23 protein-coding genes are annotated in these 24,770 nt (G+C 49.9%); 6 read left to right on the forward strand and 17 right to left on the reverse strand.

What is annotated here, in order from left to right:
• Positions 1-116: 116 nt before the first annotated feature.
• The 9 genes from flgJ to flgB form a co-directional block, all read right to left on the reverse strand.
• Positions 117-1,061, reverse strand: coding sequence for a flagellar assembly peptidoglycan hydrolase FlgJ (gene flgJ / locus D5398_RS19260; RefSeq protein ID WP_120509061.1), 945 nt, complete (start codon positions 1,059-1,061; stop codon positions 117-119).
• Positions 1,061-2,122 (reverse strand): flagellar basal body P-ring protein FlgI, encoded by a 1,062-nt coding sequence (locus D5398_RS19265; protein WP_244216804.1) that lies wholly within the window; start codon positions 2,120-2,122, stop codon positions 1,061-1,063. The genes flgJ and D5398_RS19265 overlap by 1 nt, the downstream gene beginning before the upstream one ends.
• Positions 2,123-2,203: 81 nt before the next feature.
• On the reverse strand, positions 2,204-2,923 hold the full coding sequence (locus D5398_RS19270) for a flagellar basal body L-ring protein FlgH (RefSeq protein ID WP_120509063.1): 720 nt from the start codon (positions 2,921-2,923) through the stop codon (positions 2,204-2,206).
• 92 nt (positions 2,924-3,015) lie between these two features.
• Complete coding sequence (gene flgG, locus D5398_RS19275) at positions 3,016-3,798, reverse strand: flagellar basal-body rod protein FlgG (protein WP_120509064.1); 783 nt, start codon at positions 3,796-3,798, stop codon at positions 3,016-3,018.
• Between the two features lie 23 nt (positions 3,799-3,821).
• Positions 3,822-4,577 carry a flagellar basal body rod protein FlgF gene (locus D5398_RS19280; protein ID WP_120509065.1) on the reverse strand — a complete coding sequence of 252 codons (756 nt, stop codon included), beginning with the start codon at positions 4,575-4,577 and terminating at the stop codon, positions 3,822-3,824.
• 8 nt (positions 4,578-4,585) lie between these two features.
• Positions 4,586-5,818: a flagellar hook protein FlgE gene (gene flgE, locus D5398_RS19285; protein WP_120509066.1), complete on the reverse strand. Its 1,233-nt coding sequence runs from the start codon at positions 5,816-5,818 to the stop codon at positions 4,586-4,588.
• A gap of 47 nt (positions 5,819-5,865) precedes the next feature.
• Positions 5,866-6,531 (reverse strand): flagellar hook assembly protein FlgD, encoded by a 666-nt coding sequence (locus tag D5398_RS19290; RefSeq protein ID WP_120509067.1) that lies wholly within the window; start codon positions 6,529-6,531, stop codon positions 5,866-5,868.
• Between the two features lie 10 nt (positions 6,532-6,541).
• The gene (gene flgC / locus D5398_RS19295) at positions 6,542-6,946 is read right to left on the reverse strand and encodes a flagellar basal body rod protein FlgC (protein WP_120509068.1); all 405 of its coding nucleotides are present in this window, start codon (positions 6,944-6,946) and stop codon (positions 6,542-6,544) included.
• Between the two features lie 8 nt (positions 6,947-6,954).
• Entirely contained in the window at positions 6,955-7,368 is a 414-nt protein-coding gene (flgB, locus tag D5398_RS19300) for a flagellar basal body rod protein FlgB (protein WP_120509069.1), read from the reverse strand.
• 272 nt (positions 7,369-7,640) lie between these two features.
• Here flgB and flgA point away from each other — a divergent pair, with 272 nt between their 5' ends.
• The 6 genes from flgA (at position 7,641) to D5398_RS19330 (ending at position 15,921) form a co-directional block, all read left to right on the forward strand.
• The gene (flgA, locus tag D5398_RS19305) at positions 7,641-8,363 is read left to right on the forward strand and encodes a flagellar basal body P-ring formation chaperone FlgA (RefSeq protein ID WP_120509070.1); all 723 of its coding nucleotides are present in this window, start codon (positions 7,641-7,643) and stop codon (positions 8,361-8,363) included.
• A 73-nt stretch (positions 8,364-8,436) separates the two neighbouring features.
• On the forward strand, positions 8,437-8,736 hold the full coding sequence (gene flgM / locus D5398_RS19310) for a flagellar biosynthesis anti-sigma factor FlgM (protein WP_120509071.1): 300 nt from the start codon (positions 8,437-8,439) through the stop codon (positions 8,734-8,736).
• Between the two features lie 18 nt (positions 8,737-8,754).
• Complete coding sequence (locus tag D5398_RS19315) at positions 8,755-9,204, forward strand: flagella synthesis protein FlgN (RefSeq protein WP_120509072.1); 450 nt, start codon at positions 8,755-8,757, stop codon at positions 9,202-9,204.
• Positions 9,205-9,412: 208 nt separating this feature from the next.
• Complete coding sequence (locus D5398_RS19320) at positions 9,413-10,810, forward strand: SrfA family protein (RefSeq protein ID WP_120509073.1); 1,398 nt, start codon at positions 9,413-9,415, stop codon at positions 10,808-10,810.
• A 3-nt stretch (positions 10,811-10,813) separates the two neighbouring features.
• Positions 10,814-13,786, forward strand: a complete 2,973-nt coding sequence (locus D5398_RS19325) for a virulence factor SrfB (RefSeq protein WP_120509074.1) — start codon at positions 10,814-10,816, stop codon at positions 13,784-13,786.
• A complete protein-coding gene (locus D5398_RS19330) occupies positions 13,783-15,921 on the forward strand; it encodes a virulence factor SrfC family protein (protein WP_120509075.1) in 2,139 nt (712 codons plus the stop codon). The genes D5398_RS19325 and D5398_RS19330 overlap by 4 nt, the downstream gene beginning before the upstream one ends.
• A 118-nt stretch (positions 15,922-16,039) precedes the next feature.
• Here the strand turns inward: D5398_RS19330 and D5398_RS19335 are convergent, their stop codons facing one another.
• From D5398_RS19335 to D5398_RS19370, 8 genes are all read right to left on the reverse strand, one after another.
• Positions 16,040-16,783: a class I SAM-dependent methyltransferase gene (locus D5398_RS19335; RefSeq protein ID WP_120509076.1), complete on the reverse strand. Its 744-nt coding sequence runs from the start codon at positions 16,781-16,783 to the stop codon at positions 16,040-16,042.
• 11 nt (positions 16,784-16,794) lie between these two features.
• Complete coding sequence (locus tag D5398_RS19340; RefSeq protein ID WP_120509077.1) at positions 16,795-17,235, reverse strand: GNAT family N-acetyltransferase; 441 nt, start codon at positions 17,233-17,235, stop codon at positions 16,795-16,797.
• Positions 17,232-18,200 carry a glycoside hydrolase family protein gene (locus tag D5398_RS19345; RefSeq protein WP_120509078.1) on the reverse strand — a complete coding sequence of 323 codons (969 nt, stop codon included), beginning with the start codon at positions 18,198-18,200 and terminating at the stop codon, positions 17,232-17,234. The genes D5398_RS19340 and D5398_RS19345 overlap by 4 nt, the downstream gene beginning before the upstream one ends.
• A complete protein-coding gene (locus tag D5398_RS19350; protein WP_120509079.1) occupies positions 18,197-19,159 on the reverse strand; it encodes a glycoside hydrolase family protein in 963 nt (320 codons plus the stop codon). Before D5398_RS19350 ends, D5398_RS19345 begins: the two co-directional genes overlap by 4 nt.
• A 3-nt stretch (positions 19,160-19,162) precedes the next feature.
• Entirely contained in the window at positions 19,163-19,861 is a 699-nt protein-coding gene (locus D5398_RS19355; protein ID WP_120509080.1) for a WbqC family protein, read from the reverse strand.
• 197 nt (positions 19,862-20,058) lie between these two features.
• On the reverse strand, positions 20,059-20,385 hold the full coding sequence (locus D5398_RS19360; protein ID WP_120509081.1) for a hypothetical protein: 327 nt from the start codon (positions 20,383-20,385) through the stop codon (positions 20,059-20,061).
• Positions 20,386-20,491: 106 nt separating this feature from the next.
• Positions 20,492-24,133, reverse strand: a complete 3,642-nt coding sequence (locus D5398_RS19365) for an ATP-binding protein (RefSeq protein ID WP_120509082.1) — start codon at positions 24,131-24,133, stop codon at positions 20,492-20,494.
• Positions 24,120-24,743, reverse strand: coding sequence for a response regulator transcription factor (locus D5398_RS19370; protein ID WP_120509083.1), 624 nt, complete (start codon positions 24,741-24,743; stop codon positions 24,120-24,122). The genes D5398_RS19365 and D5398_RS19370 overlap by 14 nt, the downstream gene beginning before the upstream one ends.
• Positions 24,744-24,770: the final 27 nt, after the last annotated feature.

Consider the following 24,770-nt stretch of genomic DNA (forward strand, 5'->3'; position numbering starts at 1 on the left):
ACCAAGATTGTGTTCTTTGCAAAAGTTCTTAGCGCCTTATCCAGAATTATTCTCCAGGAAAATTCGCACCCTACATAATTAATCGGAACTTCGAAAATAAACTAAAATGCTAAATGCTAAAAAATTGCCGAAAGATCGGTTTTATAGGCCTTCAGCCCCTGATCGATATTTCCTTTCACCTGCGCAATGATGCTGATTAATTTCTTCGCATAGGCAGGGTCTGTGGCATAGCCACCAGACTGCAACGCATGGGCTGCTTTTTCCGGTGTGCCGGATTTTGCAACATGTTGATAACGTTGATTGTTAACAAGAAGAGAGGTGTAATCTGACAAGGCGTCGGAATAGGAAGGATATACCCTGAAGACCGCTTTCACCTTTTGCGCCGAGCCATTGATAAATTCGGTGGTGGTGATTTCTGTCCTTTCGCCTTTCCAGTCCGGCGTTGCTTTGATACCAAATAAATTGTGACTCGGCTTACCGGACGCAGTAGTAATTTCCTTATTTCCCCAGCCTGACTCGAGCGCCGCCTGAGCAATAATCAGCTGATGCGGAATACCGCTTTTTTTCGCTGCCGCGATAGCCGGTTCAAGCATGCGGGAAATAAAGTGCGTATTCTTCTCAGGGCCGCGGGAATATTGCGTTGCCGCCGGTTCAGCCTGCGCAGAAATAAAAGGGACTGCTGGGGCATTTTTCTTAAATAACGCCCCGTTCAGACTGTAAGGTGCGGGAGCAGAACCCGGTGTGTTTTGCACCGCCACCGCCTCTCCTCCCATTTGTTTCACCATCATATCGGCAAAACCCAGCTTACTTTGTTCGGCGATATCCTGAGAAATCTGCTGATCGTACATGGAGGTAAACATGTCCGATTCCTGGCTGTGCATCAGGCTGTCCTTAAATGACGCATCCCGCATACTTTTAAGCATCATCTGGATGAACATCCCTTCCATCTGCTTAGCCGCGGCTTTTATCCCTTCCGGTGAATTGCTTTTTACTTCACGTTTCAGGGCATCCAGACCACGCACATCAAAGGCTGCGCCGGTTGAAAACGGAGGGGTACTCATCAGTTAGTCTCCAGCTTCGCGCGCAAACAACCGGCGCTTTTCATGGATTGCAAAATCGACATCAGGTCATTCGGCGTTGCGCCAAGACTGTTCAGTGCCCGAACAACGTTATTGAGATCCGCACTGGTATTCACTCGTTGTAATGAGCCACTCTGCTCGCGAACGGAAATCTCCGTATTCGGCGTCACCACTGTCTGACCGCCACCAAATGGCGTATCTGGCTGGCTGACCTGATTGGTGCGCGACACCTCTACCGTGAGATCTCCCTGAGCAACCGCACAGGCATCGAGTACCACATGACGGTTCATCACCACGGAACCGGTACGTGAGTTCACAATGACCTTGGCATCCATGATGCCAATGCGGATCGGTATGTTTTGCACGTCAGCCAGAAAGCGGACTTTCGCCGCACTGCTCGCCGGAGCAAAAAGTTTCACGGTGCGCGAATCCTCAGCAACCGCTGTCGAACCGCCAAAGCGACGGTTAATCTCATCACTGATCTGCTGGGCAACGGTGAAATCATCATCGTTAAGCTGGAGTCGCAGAATATTTTCCTGCGCAAAGCTGGCAGGCACTTCACGCTCTACCGTCGCCCCCCCGCTGATCCTGGCGCCATTCAGCTGGTTCGTTTGCACCCGGCTTCCGCCACTTTGTGCGCCCGCGCCGGACACCAGTAAATTCCCCTGCGCCAGTGCGTAAATCTGATTATCCACGCCCTTAAGTGGCGTCATCAGCAACGTGCCACCACGCAAACTCTTGGCATTACCGAGGGAAGAAACCACTACATCAATTTTCTCACCGGGGCGAGAAAAAGGTGGCAGATCGGTAGTCACCATCACCGCAGCCACGTTCTTGAGCTGCATATTGGTGCCCGCGGGCACGGTAATTCCCAGCTGAGAAAGCATGTTACTCAGGCTTTGAGTGGTAAAAGGGGTTTGCATGGTCTGGTCACCGGTGCCGTCCAGACCTACAACCAGTCCGTAGCCCATCAGGGAGTTGCTGCGAATGCCCTGTATGGAGGTCAGATCGCGAATTCGCTCGGCCCAGGCGTTCTGCGGCATGATAAAAATCAGACCAAAGAACAAGCTCAGGCAAAAAGAGATAAATGAAGTTTTCATGAGCTGTTATTGTTTAGCCATTCATTAATAAGGAGAAAGATTCAGGAACAGGCGTTGTAACCAGCCCATCTGTTGCGCTTCATTGATGTATCCGTTACCGACATATTCAATGCGGGCATCCGCCACCTGCGTGGAAATCACCGTGTTGCTGCTGCTGATAGTTCGCGGATTGACCACGCCGGAGAAACGAATAAATTCGGTGCCCTGGTTAATCGCGATTTGTTTCTCGCCGACCACCCGCAGGTTGCCGTTATCCAGCAATTGCTGAACAGTGACAGTGATGGTGCCGCTGAACGTATTTTTGGCCGCAGCCCCCCCTTTCCCGGAGAAATCATTTTTGCCACTGATGGAAGTTGCTGCGCGGTCGCCGCCCAGTAATCCGGCCAACATGCTTGGAACGGCATCCACGGAAAGATCGGTTGAACCGCCCCGGTTGGCATTCGCGGAAGAGCTTTTGCTGGCGCTGACATTTTCCTGCAGCACAATCGTCAGGGTATCGCCCACATTTCGGGGTCTGCGGTCTTCGAACATCGGCTGATAGCCGTAGCCCATAGCCTGCCCTGTCTGGAATACGGAACCGTTCGCCGTTGTCATCGCCGACGGCGTGGGTGTGGCAGTCGTCACTCCGTCAACCAGAGGTTTATGCGGGATATACGCACATCCGTTGAGAAACAGAATCAGCACCACCGGCAATGCCCGCTGGGCAAAGGGAGGGAAAGTCAGGGAATAAAGCTGGTTTTTCATTTCATCCACTACGGCGTTAAACAGCCATAAAGCGGCCCCCGTCTGCAGGACAGAGGCCGGGCTTATGGGTGCTATTGGGCTTAATTAGTCAGTTAAAGCTGGGACAGGCGTTGCAACATCTGATCAGACGTTGTGACCGCTTTGCTGTTAATTTCGTAGGCTCGCTGAGTCTGGATCATGCTGACCAGTTCTTCGGCTACGTTGACGTTGGACGCCTCGACATACCCTTGTTTCAGACTGCCACCGCCATTAAGGCCCGGCGTAGTCTCATTTGGCGCACCAGAAGCCTGGGTTTCGCGGTAAAGGTTTTCGCCTATGCTTTCCAGACCCGAGTCATTTATAAAGGTGCTCAATGTGAGCTGACCGATCTGCTGTGGCGCGGTTTGCCCCGGAACCGTTACGCTGACGATACCGTCTTTACCGACAGTCAGCGTTTCAGCATCCTGAGGAATATTGATCGCGGGTTGGACCTGATAACCGCTGGCAGTGACCAGCTGGCCATTCTGGTCGAACTGGAAAGAACCATCACGGGTATAACCGGTGGTTCCGTCCGGCATCAGCACCTGAAAGAAGCCGCTGCCGTCAATCGCCAGATCCTTGCTGTTATTCGTCGCTGTCAGGTTGCCCTGACTGTGAATACGCTCGGTTGCGACAGGACGCACACCGGTCCCTAGCTGCAATCCCGAAGGAATGGTGGTCTGCTCGGAAGACTGAGCGCCAGGCTGGCGCAGCGTCTGATAAAGCAGGTCTTCAAATACTGCACGCTGACGTTTGAAACCCGTGGTGCTCACGTTTGCCAGGTTGTTGGAAATGACATCCATGTTGGTTTGCTGTGCTTCAAGACCTGTTTTGGCAATCCATAAAGAACGAATCATACTGAAATTCCTTTTTGCCGGGCTTAGCCCATGCTGAGTAGCTGGTTAGCCTTCTTTTCATTGTCATCCACTGCACTGATGACTTTCATATTCATATCGAAACCACGGGCGGTTGCGATCATCTCGACCATTGATTTAGCCGGATTGACGTTGCTTCCCTCCAGTGCGCCGGGGATCAGCTGAAGATTCTGATCCGCAGGCAAAACGGCCAGACCGGCATTGGGAGAAGTGGGCGCAATATGAAATAAGCCATCATCACCGTGGGCCAGATCCTGAATGCTGGCATTGACTATTTTCAGCCGCCCGACCTGCGCCAGCGCCGTTGGTTCATCACCAGCGCCCAGCGCAGTAATGGTGCCGTCCGGTGCAATGGTCAGTTCGGATTGCGGAGGAACGTTGATCTGCCCTCCGTCGCCGATGACCGGCATTCCCCGGATACTGAGCAAACCTTCACTGTCGACCTCAATGTTGCCCGCGCGGGTATACGCCTCGGTACCATCAGGCAGCGCAACACTCAGCCAGCCGTTTTGCGGCAATGCGACATCAAGGTTTCGGCCCGTCTGATTGATGGCGCCCATGGAATCATCATGATAAGGCGTGGATTCAGTCACCAGCGTGCGGGTTGCCACAGAAGGACCATTCACCGGCACCGCGCGATAGGCGGCAAGTTGTGAGCGGAAACCCGCTGTGGTGGCATTCGCCAGATTGTTAGACGTCACAGCCTGACGATTCAGGGCGGCATTCGCTGCGCCCATAGCGGTATATATCGCGCGATCCATATCAGCCGTTAACCCAGGTTAGCCAAGATCTGAAGCAGTTCAGACTGGGTTTTGATGGTCTGTGAATTGGACTGGTAGTTGCGCTGGTAGACGATCATATTGACCATCTCTTTACTCAGATCCACGTTCGATGATTCGAGACGATTGCCGAGTAATTTCCCCAGGTTTCCCGTTCCGGCGATACCAGTCGAAGGCTGCCCGGACTCAGGTGTTTCGGCCCAGCTGTTATCACCTTTCGAAGATAATCCACCGGGATTGGTGAAGTTTGACAGCACCACCTGACCCAGTAACTGCGACTGACCGTTACTGTAGCTGGCAATAATCTGGCCGTTATCACCCACGACATACCCGTTCATCAGACCCGGCGCATAACCGGTGGTCGTCGGACTGCCCATCTCCGTATCAGAGGCCTGCTGTGACATGCCGGTCAGATCTAAATTAAAGTTAAGCGCTGCGGCACCGTTGTATGCCGCGCTTTGAATGTTCAGATTCGGTGAGTTTGTCGTCAGTTCCCCGGCGTTAGTAAAGGTTAAATCAAGCTCGCCGTAGAGCGTTTCTCCACCGTCATCGAGTTTGGGAGACGTCGCGTCGCTGGAATACGCTTTCCAGGTGTTATTCCCTGTTTTCACGTAATAAATGTTCACGGTATGTTTATTGCCGAGGCTGTCATACGCATCCATCTGCGAGACAGAACTGTAAGTTTTGTTATTCGACGGATCGAACGCATTGGCCGGATCGGTCTGATCAATGGCCTCGGTTTCTGAATTCAAATTGCCTTTAAGACTGCCTGCATCAGAGGCGCGTGCTGGCATCTGTCCATTGGGGATTTGAATCGGGCCGACTGGCGCGCCGGGCTGAATGGTAGGCGGGTTACCTGTGGCCTGATAGCCGGTCAGGAACATCCCCTGGTTATTGACCACATAACCATTTTCATCCTGCTTGAACTGACCGTTACGGCTGTAGAACACCGCGCCAGCATCATTGGTCAGGCGGAAGAAACCGTTGCCCTGAATGCCCATATCCAGTGAGCTGTTGCCCATTCCCAACACACCATCACTGAAGTTTTGGTTAACCGAGGATACCTGCACACCCATGCCGATTTGTGAACCGGCAAAGACGTCTGCGAAGGCAATAGAACCCGATTTAAAACCGACAGTCTGAGAGTTAGCAATGTTATTGCCGACGACATCGAGAGCTTGAGAAGCCGCATTTAAGCCGCTGAGACCTTGAGAAAAACTCATTATTATTCATCCTGAACGCTAGAAATTAATGAAACACTGAGACCGAATCACTCAATCAAATACACTTTGCTTAATGTCGTACTGCCATCGAGACCGAGCTGTAGCTCCGCACTTCCGCTGGCAAATGAAACCCCTTCCACTTTGGCTTTTTTCAGGGAAACAATTTTTGGCGTATTGCCGTCTTCATTGGACGCTGCATAGGTCACTTTGAAAGAGCTGTTCTCCTCAATGACGGGCTCAGAAGGTTTAAAGTTGGTCAGATCGTCATAGGTAAATTTATTCACCCCGGCTTTCAGATCTTTTAGCTCAGCGGTGTAAGCATTCCCTTCTTTATCCGTCAGCGTGACCGTCACGTTGTCGGCATCACTTTCCAGACTGAAAGAGAGATCCTGTTTGCTTTCTGTGATGACGGAATCCCCTTCGACATACACAGAACGACCGACCCATTGGGCAGAGTTCATCTGCTGCATGCTGTTCACCAGGAAACCGACGCCTTCGAGTGTACCGTTGAGTTTTTCAACGCCCGCTGCGGTATTAAACTGCGCAAGCTGAGAGGTAAGCTGATTGTTATCCATGGGATTGGTGGGATCCTGGTTTTGCATCTGAGCCACCAGAAGTTCCATAAAACTCTGCGAGAGGTCGGCGGCACTGTTGCCACTTCCTCCTGAATTACTGACGTTGTTATTGCTATTCATTACCGGCGAAACAGCCATGATTAAGTCCTTATTGGCCCAGCGTTAATGTTTTCAACATCATCGATTTGGCGGTGTTCATCACGTCGACATTGGCCTGATAACTGCGAGACGCGGAGATGGTATTCACCATTTCATTCACGACATTCACGTTAGGCATCCGTACATAGCCATTGGCATCGGCCAGCGGATTCGAAGGCTCATAGACTTTGCGATCAGGCTCGTCACTTTCGACGACGTCACTGATACGCACGCCACCGATTTCCTGACCTGGTGCACTGTCCACCTGGAAAACCACATGCTTTGCGCGATAAGGTTGGCCGTCGGGTCCGACGGCGCTGTCCGCATTGGCCATATTGCTGGCGCTGACGTTTAATCGTTTTGACTGAGCCGCCATGGCGGAACCTGAAATATCAAAAATACTCATTGTAGACATGACAATTATTAACCCTGACTGATGACACTCATCATGCCTTTAATTTGTGAACCGAGAACGGTGAGGCTGGTTTGGTATTTCATGTTGTTATCTGCGAAACTGACGCGTTCGCGATCCATGTCTACCGTATTACCATCAGCACTGGGCTGATCCGGAATGCGATAAAGCAATTGTCCGTTATCTATTGCCGGCGCTACCGCGGGAATATGATTTCCTGAGGTTAAAGACAAGTTCAGAGGCCCCTGTACCGGCGTATTCCGCTCTACGGCACTTTTTAACTGCTCTGAAAAATCAATATCTCTGGCCAAATATCCTGGCGTATCAACATTGGCAATATTGGATGCCAATATATTCTGACGTTGAGTCAGTAAACCGAGTGCTTCCTGCTGGAAACGAAGCGCATTATCGAGTTTATCAAGCATGAAAAAACTGACCTCTGCCTTATGAAAATTAACGAATGCATTCTATTGGTGAATGATTCAATTTTATACTGCAAGGATAAGACAAAAATAACAGCAATTAGCGGGATGGATTTTGACGGGTTATTCAAAAAAATCCATCCAGATAATTAGCGTCATAAATTTGCGCATTTAACACGTTAATAAAGTTAACTTCTGGCATATACTTTTGATTATCAAAAATTGATAGCCAAGGGAATTACCCTCCGTTATACAATATAAGGTTTGTAAAACTCATGGTTTCATTCCACCGTTTTATTAAAGCACTGCTTACCGGAGCATGGATATTATTTCCGCTCGGTTCAGGGGGCACGCAGGTCTTAGCTGCATCTGCGGATCTCAGTCAGCTGGAATCACAAATTACGGCGCTGATTAATCTGCCGCATGGCAAAAGCGTGGAAAACACCGTGGTTCGTACCATAAAAATCCTCACGCCCGCAGAGCAACTCTCTGCTCTTTGCGCCGACCCGGAACTTTCAGTCGCCGGCAATAATACGCGTCTGACCGGCAATAAAAGCGTAGTGGCACAGTGCGGTACACGGCGCAAATTCATTCAAATTTCTGTACATGCGCAGGGGACATGGTGGACCGCCAAACATACGCTTAAACCTGGCAGCGTGATCACCGCCGACGACATTCAGGTACGAACCGGTTCGCTGGAAAGATTACCTGCCGGTCTGATTTTCGATCCGCAACAGATTATCGGTAAAACCACCACGCGCTCAGTCAGCCGCGGACAAGCCCTGACTGGGAACCAGCTGCGTAAAGGCTGGGCTATCGTTTCCGGACAGGAAGTTGATATCCTCGCGACAGGAAAAGGCTTTCAAATCAGGAGTAAAGGTAAAGCACTGGGCAGCGCCGCTGCCGGACAGCCCTTGCGAATGGCCACCCGTTCAGGGCAAATTATGACTGGCGAGGTCGATCCACAGGGCTATGTGAAAATTAATCTTAAAGAATAATTTTAGTTTTTCTGAGTACCACCGATATTTAAAATATACCGCGAGGTCGAAATACAAATTATCGAGGAACACCATGAGCATAGACCGCACGCTACAGCCTTTGTCAGTCACCGCTGTTAATTTGCAACAGCAGGATTTGAAGATGCGTCCAAGAACCGAAGACGCCAGTTCAGCGAAGATGACGAACAGCGAAAACTCCGGTACACAGATTAAATTAAGCAAACTGACGCAGGAAATTCAGACCGACAGTTCACGTGATGTCGACTACGATCGGCTGGCAAAAATTCGTGCTGCGATGGATGCCGGCGAGTTAACACTTGATCCTGATGCCATTGCCCATGCGCTGGTTGACGATATATTTCAACTTTCATAAACCCTGATAAAGATAGTAATGAAAATGGAAAATCTACGTTCTATTCTGCTGAAACTACAGGACTCTTTGGGCGAACTCGAAGCTATTCTGGTAGAAGAAGTAAATCAATTAAGGCGGATTCAGATTAACCCTGTTTCCCTGCAAATTGTGTCTGATAGCAAAAGTCAGTTACTTGCGACCATCACTCATTATGATGACTTGCGAAAGCAGCAGGAAAAATCTTTACATCTTTCTGCACCCTATCAGCAGAATGCGAGATTTGCCTCTTACTGGAATAACATTACCCGTAAAGTGAAAAATTCGAATGAGCTCAACATAAAGATTTATGAATTGCTCGAATTGCATATGCAAAAAACAGACAATTTAAAAAAGCTCGTCAACAATGCAGGGGCGACATCTTCTCTTTACAGTCAGGAAGGGCAGTCGAATACTCCGCCATCTGGAAAAGTTTATAACATCAGCGTGTAGCGCACAGAATATTCATTCTGTAAAAAAGTTCGAACTCGTTGTTCCACTTCAGGCTTCTCCCCAGAGAAGCTTTTTTTATTTAAAACTATCGTTCTATTTGCGAACACTTTCGTCCTCTCTTCGCCCCTTCTCTTTATCATTATTTCCTCTCAAAAGCCGCTAAAATAACCAACGCAAAAGATGCGGAAAAATAATCAGGATTAATGAAGTGGCAAAAATAATACTGCGCAGTGGCTATCTGGATGATTTTACCGCGCTGGGCGAAAACGGACAGACAATATTCGACAGCGCAATCCAGATACGCGAAACACTGCGCCTGCGAAAACAACAGGCACTGCTCAGTTGTCTGGCAATCCCTCAGCGAAACGATGCGCAAGATAAAGTGGACTGGTATGCGCCGCATGAAGGCACGTTGACACAATGGGCATACGCCAGTGAACAGCAGCGCGACAGTGCCCTTCGTTATCTGGAAAACGCGGTGGCGGCAGCCCGGGCACTCAGTCAGCGCTGCCTGGCAGCAGACAAAATACAACTTCGTCTGCTGGGATCGTTGCTGACGAAAGTGCTGCATTTTCCCGCCAGCCAGCACATTTATCTGGTGGATGATAAACCGGTCATCACCTTCTGGGGATTTGCCTCCCTGAACGATACCGCCCGTGAAGATATTCTCGACTGTCTGCGTCAGACCCTGCTGCCGGAAGAAGTGCAGTCCGTAGAGACTGAGCCAGACGACTCTATGATCGTGCCAGAGCAGAAACTGGAAACAGAGCCAGATCAGGATATTGCGCAGCATGATCGCGTCACACTGAGCCAGAATGAGACTCCGCTTCTGAGCGGTGCGATGACATCCGTGCCTGTGACAGCTGAACCTCCTGTTGTGCAAGCCTCTCCGCTGCCTGACACACAGAAAGTGAAATCTGTCTGGCGCCAGCTGTTGTTGAAAATCTCCCTGGTCGGGATCTTATTTATCGTGCTGCCGCTGGCGTGGCCGCATCTGTCTGCATTGCTGCCGTCCGTATCTGTCTCACTAACCCCTCACAATCCTTCAGAATCCGCTGTGACATCTGCGAATGCAGAACCTGAACGCCCGAAACCTGTCGTGCCAATAAACTTACCGCTGCAAAAAGCGGAGTTTGTGCCAACCCCGGCAGTAGTGACGGAAAAACTCAAAGAGCCTGATGTTGAACTAAAGGCAGAGAAAAACCCGGAAACGACAGTGGATAAAAACGCGTTGTTCCTCCCGGCCGGAGAGGTGAAAGCCGGTTCAGTGACGTTTATGAATGGCCGCTGGAAAGCCAGTATTGACGTTAACAACCCGCTCACCAGTAAACCGCCGGGCTTGCGCTATCAGTTCAAAAACGGTGAAGGCAGCATACAAATTGCACGCAGCAACAAGGTGACCTGTCAGGCAGGGGTGTATACAGGGTTGATGCCGAGCGGCAACTTGCTCATTAAAAGCCGCAGCAAAGCAAAATGTAGCGACAACAGCCGATATCAGGTCCCGGAAATTACCTGTAAGCAACCTCTGGACGGCGCAGCACAATGCACCGGCCGGTATGAGGATGACACTGTGGTACCAATGACGCTGACCAAGGTGGGTAACTAAATCATGCTGGCAAATCTTATTGACTATCAAAGCGCAGTGACGCTAATCCGCGACAGCAGTATCCAGTGCCTGGACTTTGGTCTGAACCCTGTCACCACAGATCCTCATGGTGGTCGGTTTGTTCGCCATAGCGTTAACGGCCCGCTTTTGCGTCTGCGCCACGATCCTCTGTCAGACCGCTTTACCCTGCCGGGCGAAAATGGCAGCGAACCGGAGATCGTCAGGCCGGAGCTGACTGTCGGACTCGAACACTCCTTGCAGGTACTGGACGGCGTCTGGCTGCCGTTACCCTTTATGCGTTTCAGCCCGCCACGGGCTTTCGTTAACAGCCCGTCGAACTGGGCTCGTATGCAGTTCAAACGCCTGAAAACGCCGGATGCGTCGGGTAATATCCTGCGCCTGTGTCTGGCTTTTGATACCAAAGTACAGGCCGATGAAGGTTCTGTTGTCGAACTCGCTCTGACCGAACGGGATATCCGCGATAGCATCCGCTTTGCCCTTGTATGGAAAGACCATGAAGTGGCTGAGTTTCTGGATAACACCTGGGTAGATGGCTGGCTGCGGGAAGCGTTCGTTCATCATGCGACGAAGCAGGAAGAACGCAGCACGCAAAGTCTCAACAGCGCGCTGAAAGTCTTCGAATATCAGGCGCATTACCTCAATATTCTGGAGATGGTGGGCACTCAGCTTTCAGTCCCTGAAATACAGATCATTACTCAAACGCTCAACACCCCGCCAGTGCCTGTTGATCTGATCCTCGACGTCGGCAATACCCATACCTGCGGAGTGATCCTTGAAGATCACGGTGAAAAAAATGTCGGCTTACAGCAAAGCGCGGAGTTACACATCCGTTCTCTGAGCGAACCGCATCTGATCAGCGAGCCACTTTTCACCAGTCGTCTCGAATTTAGCGAAGCCAAATTTGGCAAACATCATTTCTCAATGGAAAGTGGCCGGGAAGATGCCTTCGTCTGGCCTTCCTTTGCTCGCGTCGGCGACGAAGCCAGCGGACTGGCTGCACAGCGTGTGGGTATCGAAGGAACCAGCGGAATTTCCAGTCCGCGACGCTATCTCTGGGATGATACGCCTTCCGCCCAAGCGTGGCGTTTCAGTCAGCTGACCGGTAAAACACCCCGTGAGCCCCGCGCCATTGCGCTGCCTCTGATGAACCTGATGAATGATGACGGCCAGCCTTTATACAGTCTGACGGAAGAAGAACGTCTGCCGGTTTTCTCGCCAAATTACAGCCGCAGTTCGCTGATGACGATTATGCTGTGCGAGCTGCTTGCACAGGCGCTGGCGCAGATTAACAGCGTCAGTCACCGCCAGAGTATGGGCCAGACTCACGCCCCACGTCAGTTACGCCATCTGATCCTGACATTGCCTTCCGCGATGCCTAAACCAGAGCGGGAAATTTTCCGCCTGCGGGTACAGGAAGCGGTGAAACTGGTCTGGGAAGCCCTCGGCTGGCAGCCCGAAGAAGACAATAATTCCATCAGTGCCGCATCACGTTTGCTCACCGTGCCCCTACCTGATGTCCAGATGGAATGGGACGAAGCGACCTGCGGGCAGTTGGTCTGGTTGTATAACGAGGTGGTCAATAATTATTCGGGTCAGGCTCCGATCTTTTTCGAGGGGATGGCCCGCCCTGACCGTCGGCTTGCCAGTAATGAACTGCCGGGCAAAACGTTGCGTGTAGCGTCGGTGGATATTGGCGGGGGGACGACCGACATGGCCATCACCCAATATCAGCTGGATGAGAGTGCCGGGCGCAATGTCCAAATCACACCGCAACTGTTATTCCGGGAGGGCTTCAAGATTGCCGGTGACGATATTCTGCTGGATATTGTCCGCCAGTGCGTTTTGCCTGCGTTTGAAAATGCGCTGCAAACGGCGGGGGTTACCCATACTGAACGGGTGATGGCGAAATTATTCGGGGAAAGCAGCGCCGATGACAACCGCGCGGTACTCCGCCAACAGGTGACGCTACAACTGTTTATTCCGGTCGGGCATGCCATTCTGGCCTGCTGGGAAAATTGTGACCCCGCAGAGACTTCCGCTCATTTTGAGGGGCATTTCGGCGAGCTTCTGCCTCATCCGCCTACGCCCAACGTTATCAATTATATACAGCAAGCCGTGCAGCCGTTGCTGCCTGCCGGTGCTCCCCGCTTTGACGTGCTGGATGTGCCTTTTTGTATTGAACTTGCAGCCCTGAAAGACGCGATGCTGTCGGGAAAATTCAGTCTGACCGCTCCTCTGCTGTCACTTTGCGAAGTGCTCCGCCATTACTGCTGTGATGTTCTTCTGGTCACGGGGCGCCCTTCCGGCCTCCCTGGCGTTCAGGCTCTTTTACGTTATCAGCAGCCCGTGCCAGTTAACCGGATCATCTGGCTGGACGACTATCAGCTGCACGAATGTTTCCCGTTCGGTCAGGCAGGCCAGCGGGTCAATCCTAAATCGACGGCGGCACTGGGCGCCATGTTGTGCTCTCTGGCGAAAGACCAGCGTCTGCCCGGATTTAACTTTAAAACCTCCGATATTCAGGGGTATTCCACCCTGCGTTTCATCGGGGCGTTAGGCAACAGTCTGGTTCTGGATGAGAAAGATGTCTGGTACAGCGACACCGATCTCGATGACCCAACGGCACGGCTGGATGAGAACGTCAGCTTCGCGCTACGCGGTGATGCCTGCCTGGGATCCCGTCAGCTGGCAGATGCCCGCTGGCCAGCGACGCCGCTGTATCAGCTGAAAATCACACATCCTGAAATGGCAAAGCGTATTGCCGGTGACACAGTCCTGCATGTCCGCCTGCAATATTGCCGGCAAAGCGGAGGCTTTACCCTGGCAGACGTGAAAATGGCGGATGGCAGCCCGGTGCCCAAAGATGCTGTGCAGCTAAAACTTAACACCATGGCCGGTAGCTATAACGGCATCCATCACTATTGGATCGACAGCGGGAACGTATATCTAAAATGAGTCAGCCAGGCATTCCATTCCACCCGCTCATGAGTTGGGTCAATACATCCCGTTCGCATTCAATGCGTCTCAATATTGAGGCCGATAGCCTGCTGGCCCGGTTAACTGATTTGCAACAGCGCCAGCAGAAGATTGATGATCTCGCTGCGGCGCCGCTGACGCTGGGACTTTACGGCACATCCGTCGCAGGCAAACACCATTTACTCAAGATGATCGTGTCTGAAGGGCGGGATCAAATTGATGTTTTGCTGGGAGGAAATCCGCTTAATTATCTGCGTCATATCAATCCGGAGAATACAGCGCCGTTGATGGCCGTGCGTTTCACGACGTCACCGATCGTTGTGATGGACAATCTTCCGCTGCTGCTCACACTGTTCAGTGAAAGTGAGCTGGCACAACGGCTCATCGTTCAGTACCAGTCTTCACGTCATCCCCATATTGTGGCGGACAGCAAAATAAGAGACACACTGAAAACCCTGAATCTGCACCGGCAACCTCATGAAATTCCGGGGATGAGCAGCACAGAGTTTATGTCTGTCATCCGTTGCTATCATCAGCGGGTTCACAGCTCACATCGTCCTGGTGACGCGTTGATTTACCAGATGGCGCAGCTGATACCCTTTTTAGCGCTGGCTGACCGGGCTACGTTGCTTTCAATGCTCTGGGGGGAACATATCACCCTGACCTCTCAGTGGCAGCAACAGGCGCAAAAACGGCATTATCTGGGTAACGCCATGCAGGTTCTTGCACCGGCAAGTCTGGTGGTAGACCACCTGCTATTGCCCAATAAAGGTTTCCTCTTCCCTGCCAGCGACAACGAACGCGGGCAAAATCAGGATGTGATCGTTTGCCCGCTGCATGATGGCGTACCGGGGAACAGACTCAGCATCTCACAGCAGGATCTGGCCAGTCTCAGCGCCGGAATAACCTTCACACTTAGCCACCATTCCTCTTTAAGCTGCGTGGATATCGTGGATATCGTGGATATTCCGGCGGATCAGCTGCCTCAGTATCAAGAGAATTTGCAGCCCGACACCCTGCTTATCTGTAACAGCGACGCAGGAAGGCAGAACAGAATGCCGGTAGCCAGGGCGCTGACAGACTGGCTGTCGCAGACCCAGACGCAAAAGCAGAATTCGCTACCAAGGCTCGTCTGGGCGATTACGCCGTTTGATGCACGTTTCATTCACGGCCATCATGCCGACGAATTGATACAGCGCATGATTACGCAGTCGGGAAAACATTGGGGAACGCTTCAGGCGCTGGACAACCGCGATATGTCTTGTCTGAATGACTGGTTGTCGGCGGCAATGGCAACGTCATGCCGTGACGAACGTGTGAATACGTTGCGTGACTCTCTCAGGCAACAGACTGCGGCACAATTCCGGCATTTTACTTCTGATGAAATTGCTTCTTCTGCCCAATACGAAGCACTGATCCGCTTGATGCAAACACAGATTGCCCGGCACGGAACTCTTATCAGCAGCCTGATGCTTTCACGCACCACTCTGCACGAAGCCTGGTTACAGCACCAGCAAACGCGCCCTCACCAGCCGGTGGCGCCTTTGATAAGCATCGATCTGTTTGACGAGCCGGAGACGGTGACGGATGTAATTCAGGAGGAAAATAGTTATGCCGCGCAGGTATTTGCACAATGGGTGAATCATTTAAGCCAGCTTAGCGGAAATACCGCCGTGGCAAATGCCAGCGGACTGGGATCCCATCAGTTGGCAAGTCTGTGCGATATTCTGGTGACAACGAGTTACCGCTTGGGGCTGCCGGTAATACTGGAAGAAACGCTGAAACAAAACGAAACAGACGCCGCGATGGCGGTGACCCATGCCAGTAATGTGCTGAACGACTTTGTCAGCTGGTTGGGATACCAACGGATCAGTGAAGAGCTCCGCCCGAAAAGTCGTGTGCAAAAAGACTCAGCAATCTTTACTCCGGCGCCGCAAGCCAGTGCAAACCAACGCCTGACGCAGCTGGGGGTTCAGACTTCTCAGGGAAATGAGCGATATATTTATGACTGGCTGGTGGCGTTACTGACACGGGCGAAAGAGAATGAGCAATGCCCTCATTCAGACGATATCAGCACTGAACATCGCGAAATACTCAAGACACTCTTATCGTAAAACGCAAAATACCCCTCCCTGTAAAATAAAAACATTGTTATTTAATCTACGGGGAAGGGAATGATTTGACTCAGGATGAATCTATCTGAAATAAAAAATAGGTGGTAAACAGGCTGGATTAACGCCCTCTCTCACACATCAGAAATATGCTTGAACAGAGATCAGGGTAATGTTGTCCCAGCTGATAGCAACCTTCCAGATACTCCGGGGAAATAATATCTGTTTGCAACAAATGGTCCCACTGGAAATTAGCCAGTGCTTTGAAGAAAATTCCGGACCGATGTACAACGTTGAGACCTGCCGCCGTCGCCTCGCGCTCCAGAGTGTCCAGACTATAAGTACACCGGTGGCCGTGTGCTGCCTCAGCCTCTGTCACGGCAGAGTTATGAGAAATCAGTCCCATTTTAACGGCAATCTGACGAGAAGGTGCATTCGCATTAGGGCAAACGAGGAAAAAGCGTCCGCCTTCTTCAAGCCACTCATCATTAATCCGTTTTAATAGTTTTACAGGTTCATCGATATGCTCAAGAACGTGAGTCAGAACAATATTATTATAACGCTTGGGTAATGTAGCCTCTTCAAACAAGGCATTAATATAGTGAACCTTATCTCCGAGTTTTTCCCGTGCTTGCGCTATTGCAACGCTGGACGCCTCAACACATGTCACGTCGTCAAAATGGTGCATAAAACGTTGAGTGAAATCGCCCTTAAAACTGCCTAATTCCAGTAAACTTCCTTTTATGAAAAAAGGCTCAAAAGAACGGATCATGAAAGGATGCATTACATCAAAATCAAATCCGTAGGCATATTGATGGTCAGGCGCATCATTTATTTCATTATTATAATCACGTTGTAAATTCATTATATTTCTCTCTACAAATTCATTGTCATCAGGATGGTGCCTGTGGTGTTGAACTCCGGGGTAAAACCCAGCTTCTGGTAAAGGCTCAATGCAGCTATATTCGCGTTATTAACTTCCAGGCTGACTTTCCCCACCCCTTGCCCATGAACCTGCTCAAGCGCATTTTTCATCAGAAGGAGGGCTATTTTTTGCCCCTGCAAAGCTGGGATCACGCTGACATTAGTAATATATGCACCCCGTTCTGGATTGTTGCAGTACAGGCATATCAAACCCGCCAGAACGTCATGATGCCAGCCCTCGATACACCGGGCGTGTCGGGTCACTTTCGTCGCGTACTCAGCAATGTTGACCCGGTGGCTCAGGGGGGGAATAAAGGCATCGTCACATATCATCAGATGTTCAGTGACCTGTGCGGCGCTTGCAGAGTCTGAACGGACAACAATTTCGCTCATGATAATTTCAGTTCTGCGAGGCCGAAGCCGTCGCGGCCAAAATCATTACCGTTATAAAGCAGATAAAGATGTCCTTCGCATTCAAAGATATGCGGATAGCACTGCATCTCGTCGTCCCATTCACCGGTCTCACCCAGCGCAGGCACCTTAGTGTCGTCACGGGTCCAGGTGATCCCGTCTTCAGAAAAGGCATATCCCAAACGATAACCACGGCCTGCGGCCTGGCGAAAATTATAAGATTCGCGATAACAAAAAAAGAGGTGAAAAAGTCCGCCAAAATGCGCCACTGTTGGGAGTGCCTGACTTTCCTGCGGGCCAAGCCGGTCAGGAATTATCTGATTCGCCTGCTGGCGATGCCATTCAATGCCATCCGCTGATTGGGCGTAACCAATTTTATAGGTACGGTCGGGCGGAGAGTCTGGCGCATATTGCTTCCACCCGGTTCCAAAGATGTACCACATATGGAATGTATCGTTAATCACCTTCACAAACGCATCAGCGACCAGGCATGGCTCATACTGGGACGCCGCCATAACTGGCCCTTGCCCGAACCGCTGAAATGTTTTTCCCGCATCCTGACTTGTCGCAAGCCCGATCGCGGTATCAACCGATACAGAAACCCGTCGGTTCCATCCCGTCGTAAAGGCCATGACTTTATTTTTGTATGGCACAACGTTGAAAGGGAAAATACCGTGTTCGTCAAAACATCCCTTTTCTCCCTGGCAAATAACGGGCTGCTGGTTGGTTGCCAGTACCTTTTGGAGTGTTTTATCCATATCAACATACGCGACATGGCTGATGTATTTTCCATTATGAGGGTCGGGAGTGCGGGTGGAAAAATAGATACGGATAAACGTTTCAAATACTAAAGTCTGAGGCGATTGTGCGAATAAACCCGGTTGCCCGTTCAGGACAAATTCGCCGGGCGTAAAAATTTTACCATGCCGGATCCATTGCCAGTTCATCGTAACTCTCCCTGTAATTGCGCAAGTCCAAAACCTTCGCGGCCTACGCCGTCACCCAGATACGCCATATAGATTTTGCCATCCAGTTCAAATACATGTGGATAACTGATCATTTCCGCGTCCCATCCTTCAGACGACACATCAATGCCCGCTTTACTGTCATCACGCGTCCAGTCAGTTAAGTTTTCACTGGACGCATAGCCAATTCGATAGCCATATTGCTTGCCCCGGTAATCACTGCTGTAGCGATAACTGAAAAACATATGGTATTTGCCATTCGCAAAGAAGACATCCGGGCTGGCCTGAGCCTCATCTTCTTCAATACGACTTGCAATTAAATCGCGGTTGAGTTTTTTCCAATGAACGCCGTCATCTGAGGCCGCCATTCTTATTTTGTAAACAGGCTCAGCACGGCCCTCAACACTCTTCCACTTTCGCCCGGCGATATAAAAAAGTTGCCACTGGTCATTGAAGCGCCGAATTTTGGGGCCACTGATAACAAAAGGTTCTTCAGGAGAATATTCGATGACCGGCCCGCACCCGATCCTTTGAAAACTCTGCCCCCCGTCGTTACTGACAGCGGTACCAATGGAGACATTAAAAGGCACTGATTCACAACGCGTCCAGCCAGCATACCAGGCTCTGATCTGCGTTCCATCGCGTATCACCGAGACAGGATAGGTACCGAATTCATCAAACTCGCCTAATCTGCCCAGCGGAAGGATGGGGTTATCAGCGATGCGCAGCACTTTGAACAGGTCATTACGGTCGAGATCTACCCAGGCGGAATAACTGACAAACTGGCCATTCTTATCTGCAGGAGGCCGGCAGGAGAAATAAACACGAACATAATTATCGAAGACCAGTGTGGCAGGCGCTTGTGCAAAGGCACTGAGCCACGGGCGGCCGGTGACTTCCTGCGGAGTAAAAACTTTACCCAGCTTTTTCCATTGGAACATTATTCATACCAGAGAATAGTTATATTTGACACTATGGCGAACAGCGTCAAGAGAGTTGAACATCAGAACGTCGGCGATCGAAAGCCAAGGGACAAAAGTGGTTGAAAATTGACGATATTCTTCCACGTGAGATTGGATAAAACTCAGCCTGATCCCTTCACGGGCAAAGTCGGATTCGCTGTATAACTCTTTACCACCAATAGCATTGATATAATGACTTGCTGATAATGCCTTGCAGATTGATAAAACTTTGTCCTGGCCTTTTAAATTTTCGTTATCTGATACCGAAGAAGATATAATTATTTTTGTTTTAATATTGAGCAAAGAAGCGATTTTACACACTGAATAATGTAAGTAAGAAAAAAGATTATCATCTTCATATCTGATAATATCTTCAATCAGTGGAAAAACTTCTTTGAAATAAGGTGCTTTAGAATAGGCACCATGAAACTGATTAAGTAATTTCATTTTATTAAAATCTGGCGAGATAGCCCTTTCAGCGATATTCAAAGAATCAGCGCCTTTCATAAGGGGCAAGCTGAAGACAGAATCTTTGCCGTTGAGCAACATGCGATTTCGATTTATCCAGCCTTTTTTTGTATATTTAATATTATCATAGATAACAAACACATCAGCTGATGCCATCAGTTGAAAATAACCAATATAGGGAAGAAAATAAGGCTGCATAATAGCGACTTTCATACTTTTCCTCTCCTGAAGATCCCCGGTACTTAACGCCATCTGTGAGTAACAGGATACCGTATTTAAGTGGTCGCTAAAGCCTTAAACACGGCGCTGTTTCAGCGCTAATTTGGGCAACGGTCATGCAGACAGGCACAGCGAGAAAATGTGAGAAGATAATAAAAAGCCGCCTGAGAAGGCGGCCTGAAGACGATTTATTATCTGACCATCATATAATCCTGATGGACAGTGGCACTAATAATGGTATCGACAGCGGTGAAGAACTCTTCCAGGCCGTTGACCTTATTAAGGTCAACGGCACCGGTTTTATGTTTTCGAAATACAACACACTCACCGTCGTAGTCATAGTCGAAAAAGACCTCGCCCTCATTCTGGCCGGTTATTTTCAGCAGTTTTAATCTGAATGAATTATCTTTATAAGCAATCTGAATGGACTCACTGAAATCCCCTTTAAATTTAGAGGCATAGGTCTTTATTTCATTCATCTGTTCGAGATCTAATTTTCTTGCGTCGTTCTGCCCCATCGTCACTGCTCCCTGTTTTAAAAAGCGGCTTCATTGTCGCTTTCTGAATGAATTAATCGGAGAAAATCAGAGAAAATAAAGGGAGCGCAAAACGTTTTGTTCAAATTTATCCTGAGAAAGATGTTTCTGTTGTACGCGCATATTCCGCGAGTTTCAGTGCAAGGCAGTCCAGCTCAGCCAGTAACTGATTCACTGCTTCTTCACAGTCCTCCTCATTCTCACAGACGATTTCCAGCGTATCGCAGGCATCTGTCAGGTTCTGGGCCTTAATCACCTGTGCGCCCCCTCTTATCCGGTGAGCGAGGGCTTTCAGGGCGGCCAGATCCGCGGCGGAAAAAGCGGCCTGAACGTATTTTTTGTCCTGCGACATTCCGGTTAGAAACGTCTGCAAAAGTATCGCGAATTTTTGTGGATCTCCTTCCGTCAGTTGAATGAGCTCAGTTAAATCGAAATCCTTCGCTTTTGAAAGTGGCTCAGGAGGCTCTTCCTGCGACGAGGATTCATTGACGAACAACGACGCCAGCATAGCCAGCGTGGCAGGCTTAAATAAACAGGCGTTCATTCCCTCGCGAAGGCATTTCTGACGTTCTTCGTTCAGGGCATTCGCTGTGAGCCCGACGATTCTGACAGGCGTGAGTCCCTGAGAATGTTCGCTTTGGCGTATACTTCGCGTGAGTTCATAGCCATCCATCACAGGCATGTTGCAGTCGGTTATCACCAAATCAAACGTTCCGTTTTGCCAGAGTTCCAGAGCCTCACGCCCGTTTTGAGCTGCGGTCACCTGATGGCCTAATGACGCAAGCTGTAATGATAAAACTTCCCGGTTAGCGGCATAGTCATCGGCGATTAGAACATTTTGGTGTACCAAAGACAGAGCCGCTGGGATCGTTGCTAAAACAGGAGGCTGCCATTTCGCGCGATGCAACGGCAGTACAATGTTTATACGGGTGCCTTGCTGCAATTCACTTTTCAGCACTAAAGTGCCGCCCATCATTTCGCACAGTGTTTTGCAGATAAGCAAACCCAGCCCGGAACTTTGCTGCGATGAAAGAGTATTGTTTCCTGCCTGAGAGAAGCGGGAGAATAATTTCTGACTGTCTTCGTGGGAAATCCCGATGCCGCTGTCCTGGATTTCTAACGTCAGCTGCAGTTGTTCATCACTGATTTCATTCACACTGACGCAAACACGTATTTCGCCCTGTTCGGTGAACTTCAGCGCATTACTCAGCACATTAGAGATAATCTGTTTGAATCTCAACGGGTCAATGAGTACACCATAATCCAGCGGGGTGGTTTCACGTAAAGTAAATACCAGCCCCTTCCGGCGCGATAACACCTCAAACAAACGGCAGACAGAATGAATGAGCTGTCCGAGGTTATCAGTCTGTTCATTAAGGGAAAGATGTCCGCTTTCGGCACGCTCGATATCCAGAATATCCCCAATCAGTTCCAGTAAGCTTTGCGCTTCACCCGAGGCTGTTTTCAGGGAACGTTTATCCACGATACCTGCTTCTGCATTATTAGCCGCCAGTTCCAGCATACCGATAATCACATTCATCGGCGTACGGATTTCATGACTCATGGTGGTGAGGAATGTCGATTTCGCTTCGCTGGCCTGCAGGGCCCGATCTTTATCCGTTTGCAATCGCTCCAGTCGCTGCTGGCGTTCGCTGATGTCATACCAGCCACCGATAATGCCGATGATTTCCCCCTGCCCGGATCTGTAAGGCAGGATCCAATGATGGATTATGCGAAAGTCATTTTGGCTGATACGTAAAATACGGTCATTGACGATGCTTTCCCCTGCCTCAATGACCCTCCGGTAGCTTTGTTGCAACTCGTCGGCGCGTTCACCATTATCGCCCAGCACTTCATATACCGTTTTACCCAGCATTTCCTCTTTGGTGCTATTGAGCTGACGGAGATAACTGGTATTACACAGCAGCAATTTCCCTTCACGATCGCGCACATAAATAGGTAAAGGTGTGCCGTCGATCAGGTCCTTCATAAAAGTCAGCTGATCATTAAGTTTATGCTCAGCCTTCACACGGCGTCGGATCAGGCTGCGTAACCAGATAATCCAGAACAATAGAAAGACGAATGACGCCGCAAGAACCAGAAATCCTCGCAGTAATTTACGCCGGTCGAAGTTCCAGAAATTGTGATCGACAATAATCTGACCGCGCCAGTGATTACTGAGTTCGCTCATTTGTGCAGGCGTTATCGTAGCGAGTGACTTGCTGATAATACTCAGCAATTCTGGCTGTTCTTCCGAGACGGCCATACTCATATGGAGTGACTGATTGCTGAATACTGCGTCAATTTTGACGCGATTTTTATAATAGTTATCAACAATAAAAACAGCTTCCGCCAGCGAGACAATTGCAGCATCGACTCTGTGATTATCTAGCAGACGAAACGTCCCGATGGCGTCATCAGTGACCAAAGGTTGCATCAGGGGGTAATCGCGGCGGATCACTTTAAGGATCGGATCCCGCTCGACCACGGCCACGCGCAAAGCTTTAGCAGAAAGCTCGCTGGTTGGAAGGATTGTGTCTGAACGGCTGACGATGACATAGCTGTCACGATAGAACGTGGGTGAAAAACTCAGTCGTTCTGGCGAAGATTGCTGGTGATCAGTAACCGCAATGGCAATATCCGCCGCGTTATTTTTTAGCAAATTTTCAGTTTCAGCTGACGTTGTAGTTTTACGCCAGACAAGCTGAAATCCAGCAATCCGGGCGACTTCCTTTATAACATCGGAATTAATTCCATGCGCCTGGCGGTCGGGACCAAAAAAGGAATAAGGCTCATTATTATCTTCCAGAGCGACCCGAAGCACAGGATGCTCGTCGCGCCACTGAGTTTCCTGCGCATTCAATAATGGGGCCATGCCTTCTAAACCCCTTTGCGATTTTATGCCCCAATACTTGAGAAGTTTCTGGTGATCATGGGGAGTAATTGATGTGAGAACCTTATTAATCAGGCCCAACAGTGGCTGTTCGTTGTCTCTGAGAGCAAACGCAAACTGGGTTTTTGGCAGGGACGCTTTGCTGCGAATGGAAATATTATTGAAGAAACGACGACCGGAGAGAAACTCTGCGCTGATGTTATTACCGAGGAAAAAGTCATTTTCACCGAAAGAAACCGACCCCATTGCGCTGAAATTGGAGGGATAAATCTTCAGTCTGATCCCCGGATATGCCTGCAATATCCAGCGGGGCGGCAGGTAGTGATAGACCATCGCCACTGATACTCCGTCGAAATCGCCGGTAAAATCGCGCGTCGCCTCTGAACGCCCGGCGAAAACAGGATTATCTTCAGAATAAGGAGCTGACGACACCAGCTTCTGCTCTGATGCTTCAAATCCATTAGCGGTGCCGAGAAAATCAATATCCCCGCGTATCAGAGCGGCAATGGCTTCCTGACGCGACTCAAACACTTTCACCCTGACCGGGATCCGCAGCGTATTACTGATAACTGTCGCAAAATCGGCAGTCACACCAGTGTATTTACTGTCAAAGTTGACGATATCGAAAGGCGGATAATCCGGTTCTGAAACCCCGAGCGTCAGTTCACCTTTTTGTTGCAGCCAGTTTTGCTGGGCATTCGTCAGAGCAATCTGTGGCACGGGGCCATTAACCTGCCCGTCCAGTGTCGCAAAATAAGGGTCTGCCGCCGTTGCACTGAAACTCAGCAGGGAAATAATGATCAGACAGACCGCCCGCCACATATCACTCAATCTCATGCCGTTGCGCCATTTCAGCCAGCGCCAGCACCGTACTGACGTTAAGTTTTTCCAGGACGCGTGACTTATAGGTACTGACCGTTTTTTCGCTTAATGAGAGAGATTCGGCGATTTGTTTATTGTTCAAACCATTCACCAGATACTTCATTACCATCATTTCACGATTGGACAATGCAGCCAGTTTTTGAGCCTCGCCCGTGAAAAACGTATTTTCCCCGGCGTCCAGAGTCAGCTGTGGGAAAAACGAATACCCTGCCATCGCCGCATTAATGACATCCGTCAGAATAGAAAGATTATCCTTTTTAGAGACATAACCCACCGCGCCTGCCTGTAAACAACGCAGTGTAAACTGTTCACTTTGCTGTGAGGAGAGGACGATGATTTTAGTGGGGATCTCTTTCTCTTTAAGGCGGCGAATCACGTCCAGACCATCCAGACCAGGAATGGCGAGATCAAGAATCATTAAATCAGGCTGATGCTTCTGACATTGCTGAACAGCATCAATACCATTACCGCATTCTGCAACGACCTCAAACCCTGCATTTATGACTAATAATCTGACACTGGCCAGTATGAAGGGGTGGTCGTCAACAATGATGGCTTTGCGCAACGTAATAATCTCTGAAGTAAGGGTAAA

Source organism: Rahnella bruchi (assembly GCF_003614975.1).
GTDB lineage: Bacteria > Pseudomonadota > Gammaproteobacteria > Enterobacterales > Enterobacteriaceae > Rahnella > Rahnella bruchi.

Coding starts and splice junctions, on each gene's coding strand:
- flgJ (WP_120509061.1), bottom strand. CDS start 1,061: ATGAGTACCCCTCCGTTTTCAACCGGCGCAGCCTTTGATGTGCGTGGT.
- D5398_RS19265 (WP_244216804.1), bottom strand. CDS start 2,122: ATGCCGCAGAACGCCTGGGCCGAGCGAATTCGCGATCTGACCTCCATA.
- D5398_RS19270 (WP_120509063.1), bottom strand. CDS start 2,923: ATGAAAAACCAGCTTTATTCCCTGACTTTCCCTCCCTTTGCCCAGCGG.
- flgG (WP_120509064.1), bottom strand. CDS start 3,798: ATGATTCGTTCTTTATGGATTGCCAAAACAGGTCTTGAAGCACAGCAA.
- D5398_RS19280 (WP_120509065.1), bottom strand. CDS start 4,577: ATGGATCGCGCGATATATACCGCTATGGGCGCAGCGAATGCCGCCCTG.
- flgE (WP_120509066.1), bottom strand. CDS start 5,818: ATGAGTTTTTCTCAAGGTCTCAGCGGCTTAAATGCGGCTTCTCAAGCT.
- D5398_RS19290 (WP_120509067.1), bottom strand. CDS start 6,531: ATGGCTGTTTCGCCGGTAATGAATAGCAATAACAACGTCAGTAATTCA.
- flgC (WP_120509068.1), bottom strand. CDS start 6,946: ATGTCTACAATGAGTATTTTTGATATTTCAGGTTCCGCCATGGCGGCT.
- flgB (WP_120509069.1), bottom strand. CDS start 7,368: ATGCTTGATAAACTCGATAATGCGCTTCGTTTCCAGCAGGAAGCACTC.
- flgA (WP_120509070.1), top strand. CDS start 7,641: ATGGTTTCATTCCACCGTTTTATTAAAGCACTGCTTACCGGAGCATGG.
- flgM (WP_120509071.1), top strand. CDS start 8,437: ATGAGCATAGACCGCACGCTACAGCCTTTGTCAGTCACCGCTGTTAAT.
- D5398_RS19315 (WP_120509072.1), top strand. CDS start 8,755: ATGAAAATGGAAAATCTACGTTCTATTCTGCTGAAACTACAGGACTCT.
- D5398_RS19325 (WP_120509074.1), top strand. CDS start 10,814: ATGCTGGCAAATCTTATTGACTATCAAAGCGCAGTGACGCTAATCCGC.
- D5398_RS19330 (WP_120509075.1), top strand. CDS start 13,783: ATGAGTCAGCCAGGCATTCCATTCCACCCGCTCATGAGTTGGGTCAAT.
- D5398_RS19335 (WP_120509076.1), bottom strand. CDS start 16,783: ATGAATTTACAACGTGATTATAATAATGAAATAAATGATGCGCCTGAC.
- D5398_RS19340 (WP_120509077.1), bottom strand. CDS start 17,235: ATGAGCGAAATTGTTGTCCGTTCAGACTCTGCAAGCGCCGCACAGGTC.
- D5398_RS19345 (WP_120509078.1), bottom strand. CDS start 18,200: ATGAACTGGCAATGGATCCGGCATGGTAAAATTTTTACGCCCGGCGAA.
- D5398_RS19350 (WP_120509079.1), bottom strand. CDS start 19,159: ATGTTCCAATGGAAAAAGCTGGGTAAAGTTTTTACTCCGCAGGAAGTC.
- D5398_RS19355 (WP_120509080.1), bottom strand. CDS start 19,861: ATGAAAGTCGCTATTATGCAGCCTTATTTTCTTCCCTATATTGGTTAT.
- D5398_RS19360 (WP_120509081.1), bottom strand. CDS start 20,385: ATGGGGCAGAACGACGCAAGAAAATTAGATCTCGAACAGATGAATGAA.
- D5398_RS19365 (WP_120509082.1), bottom strand. CDS start 24,133: ATGAGATTGAGTGATATGTGGCGGGCGGTCTGTCTGATCATTATTTCC.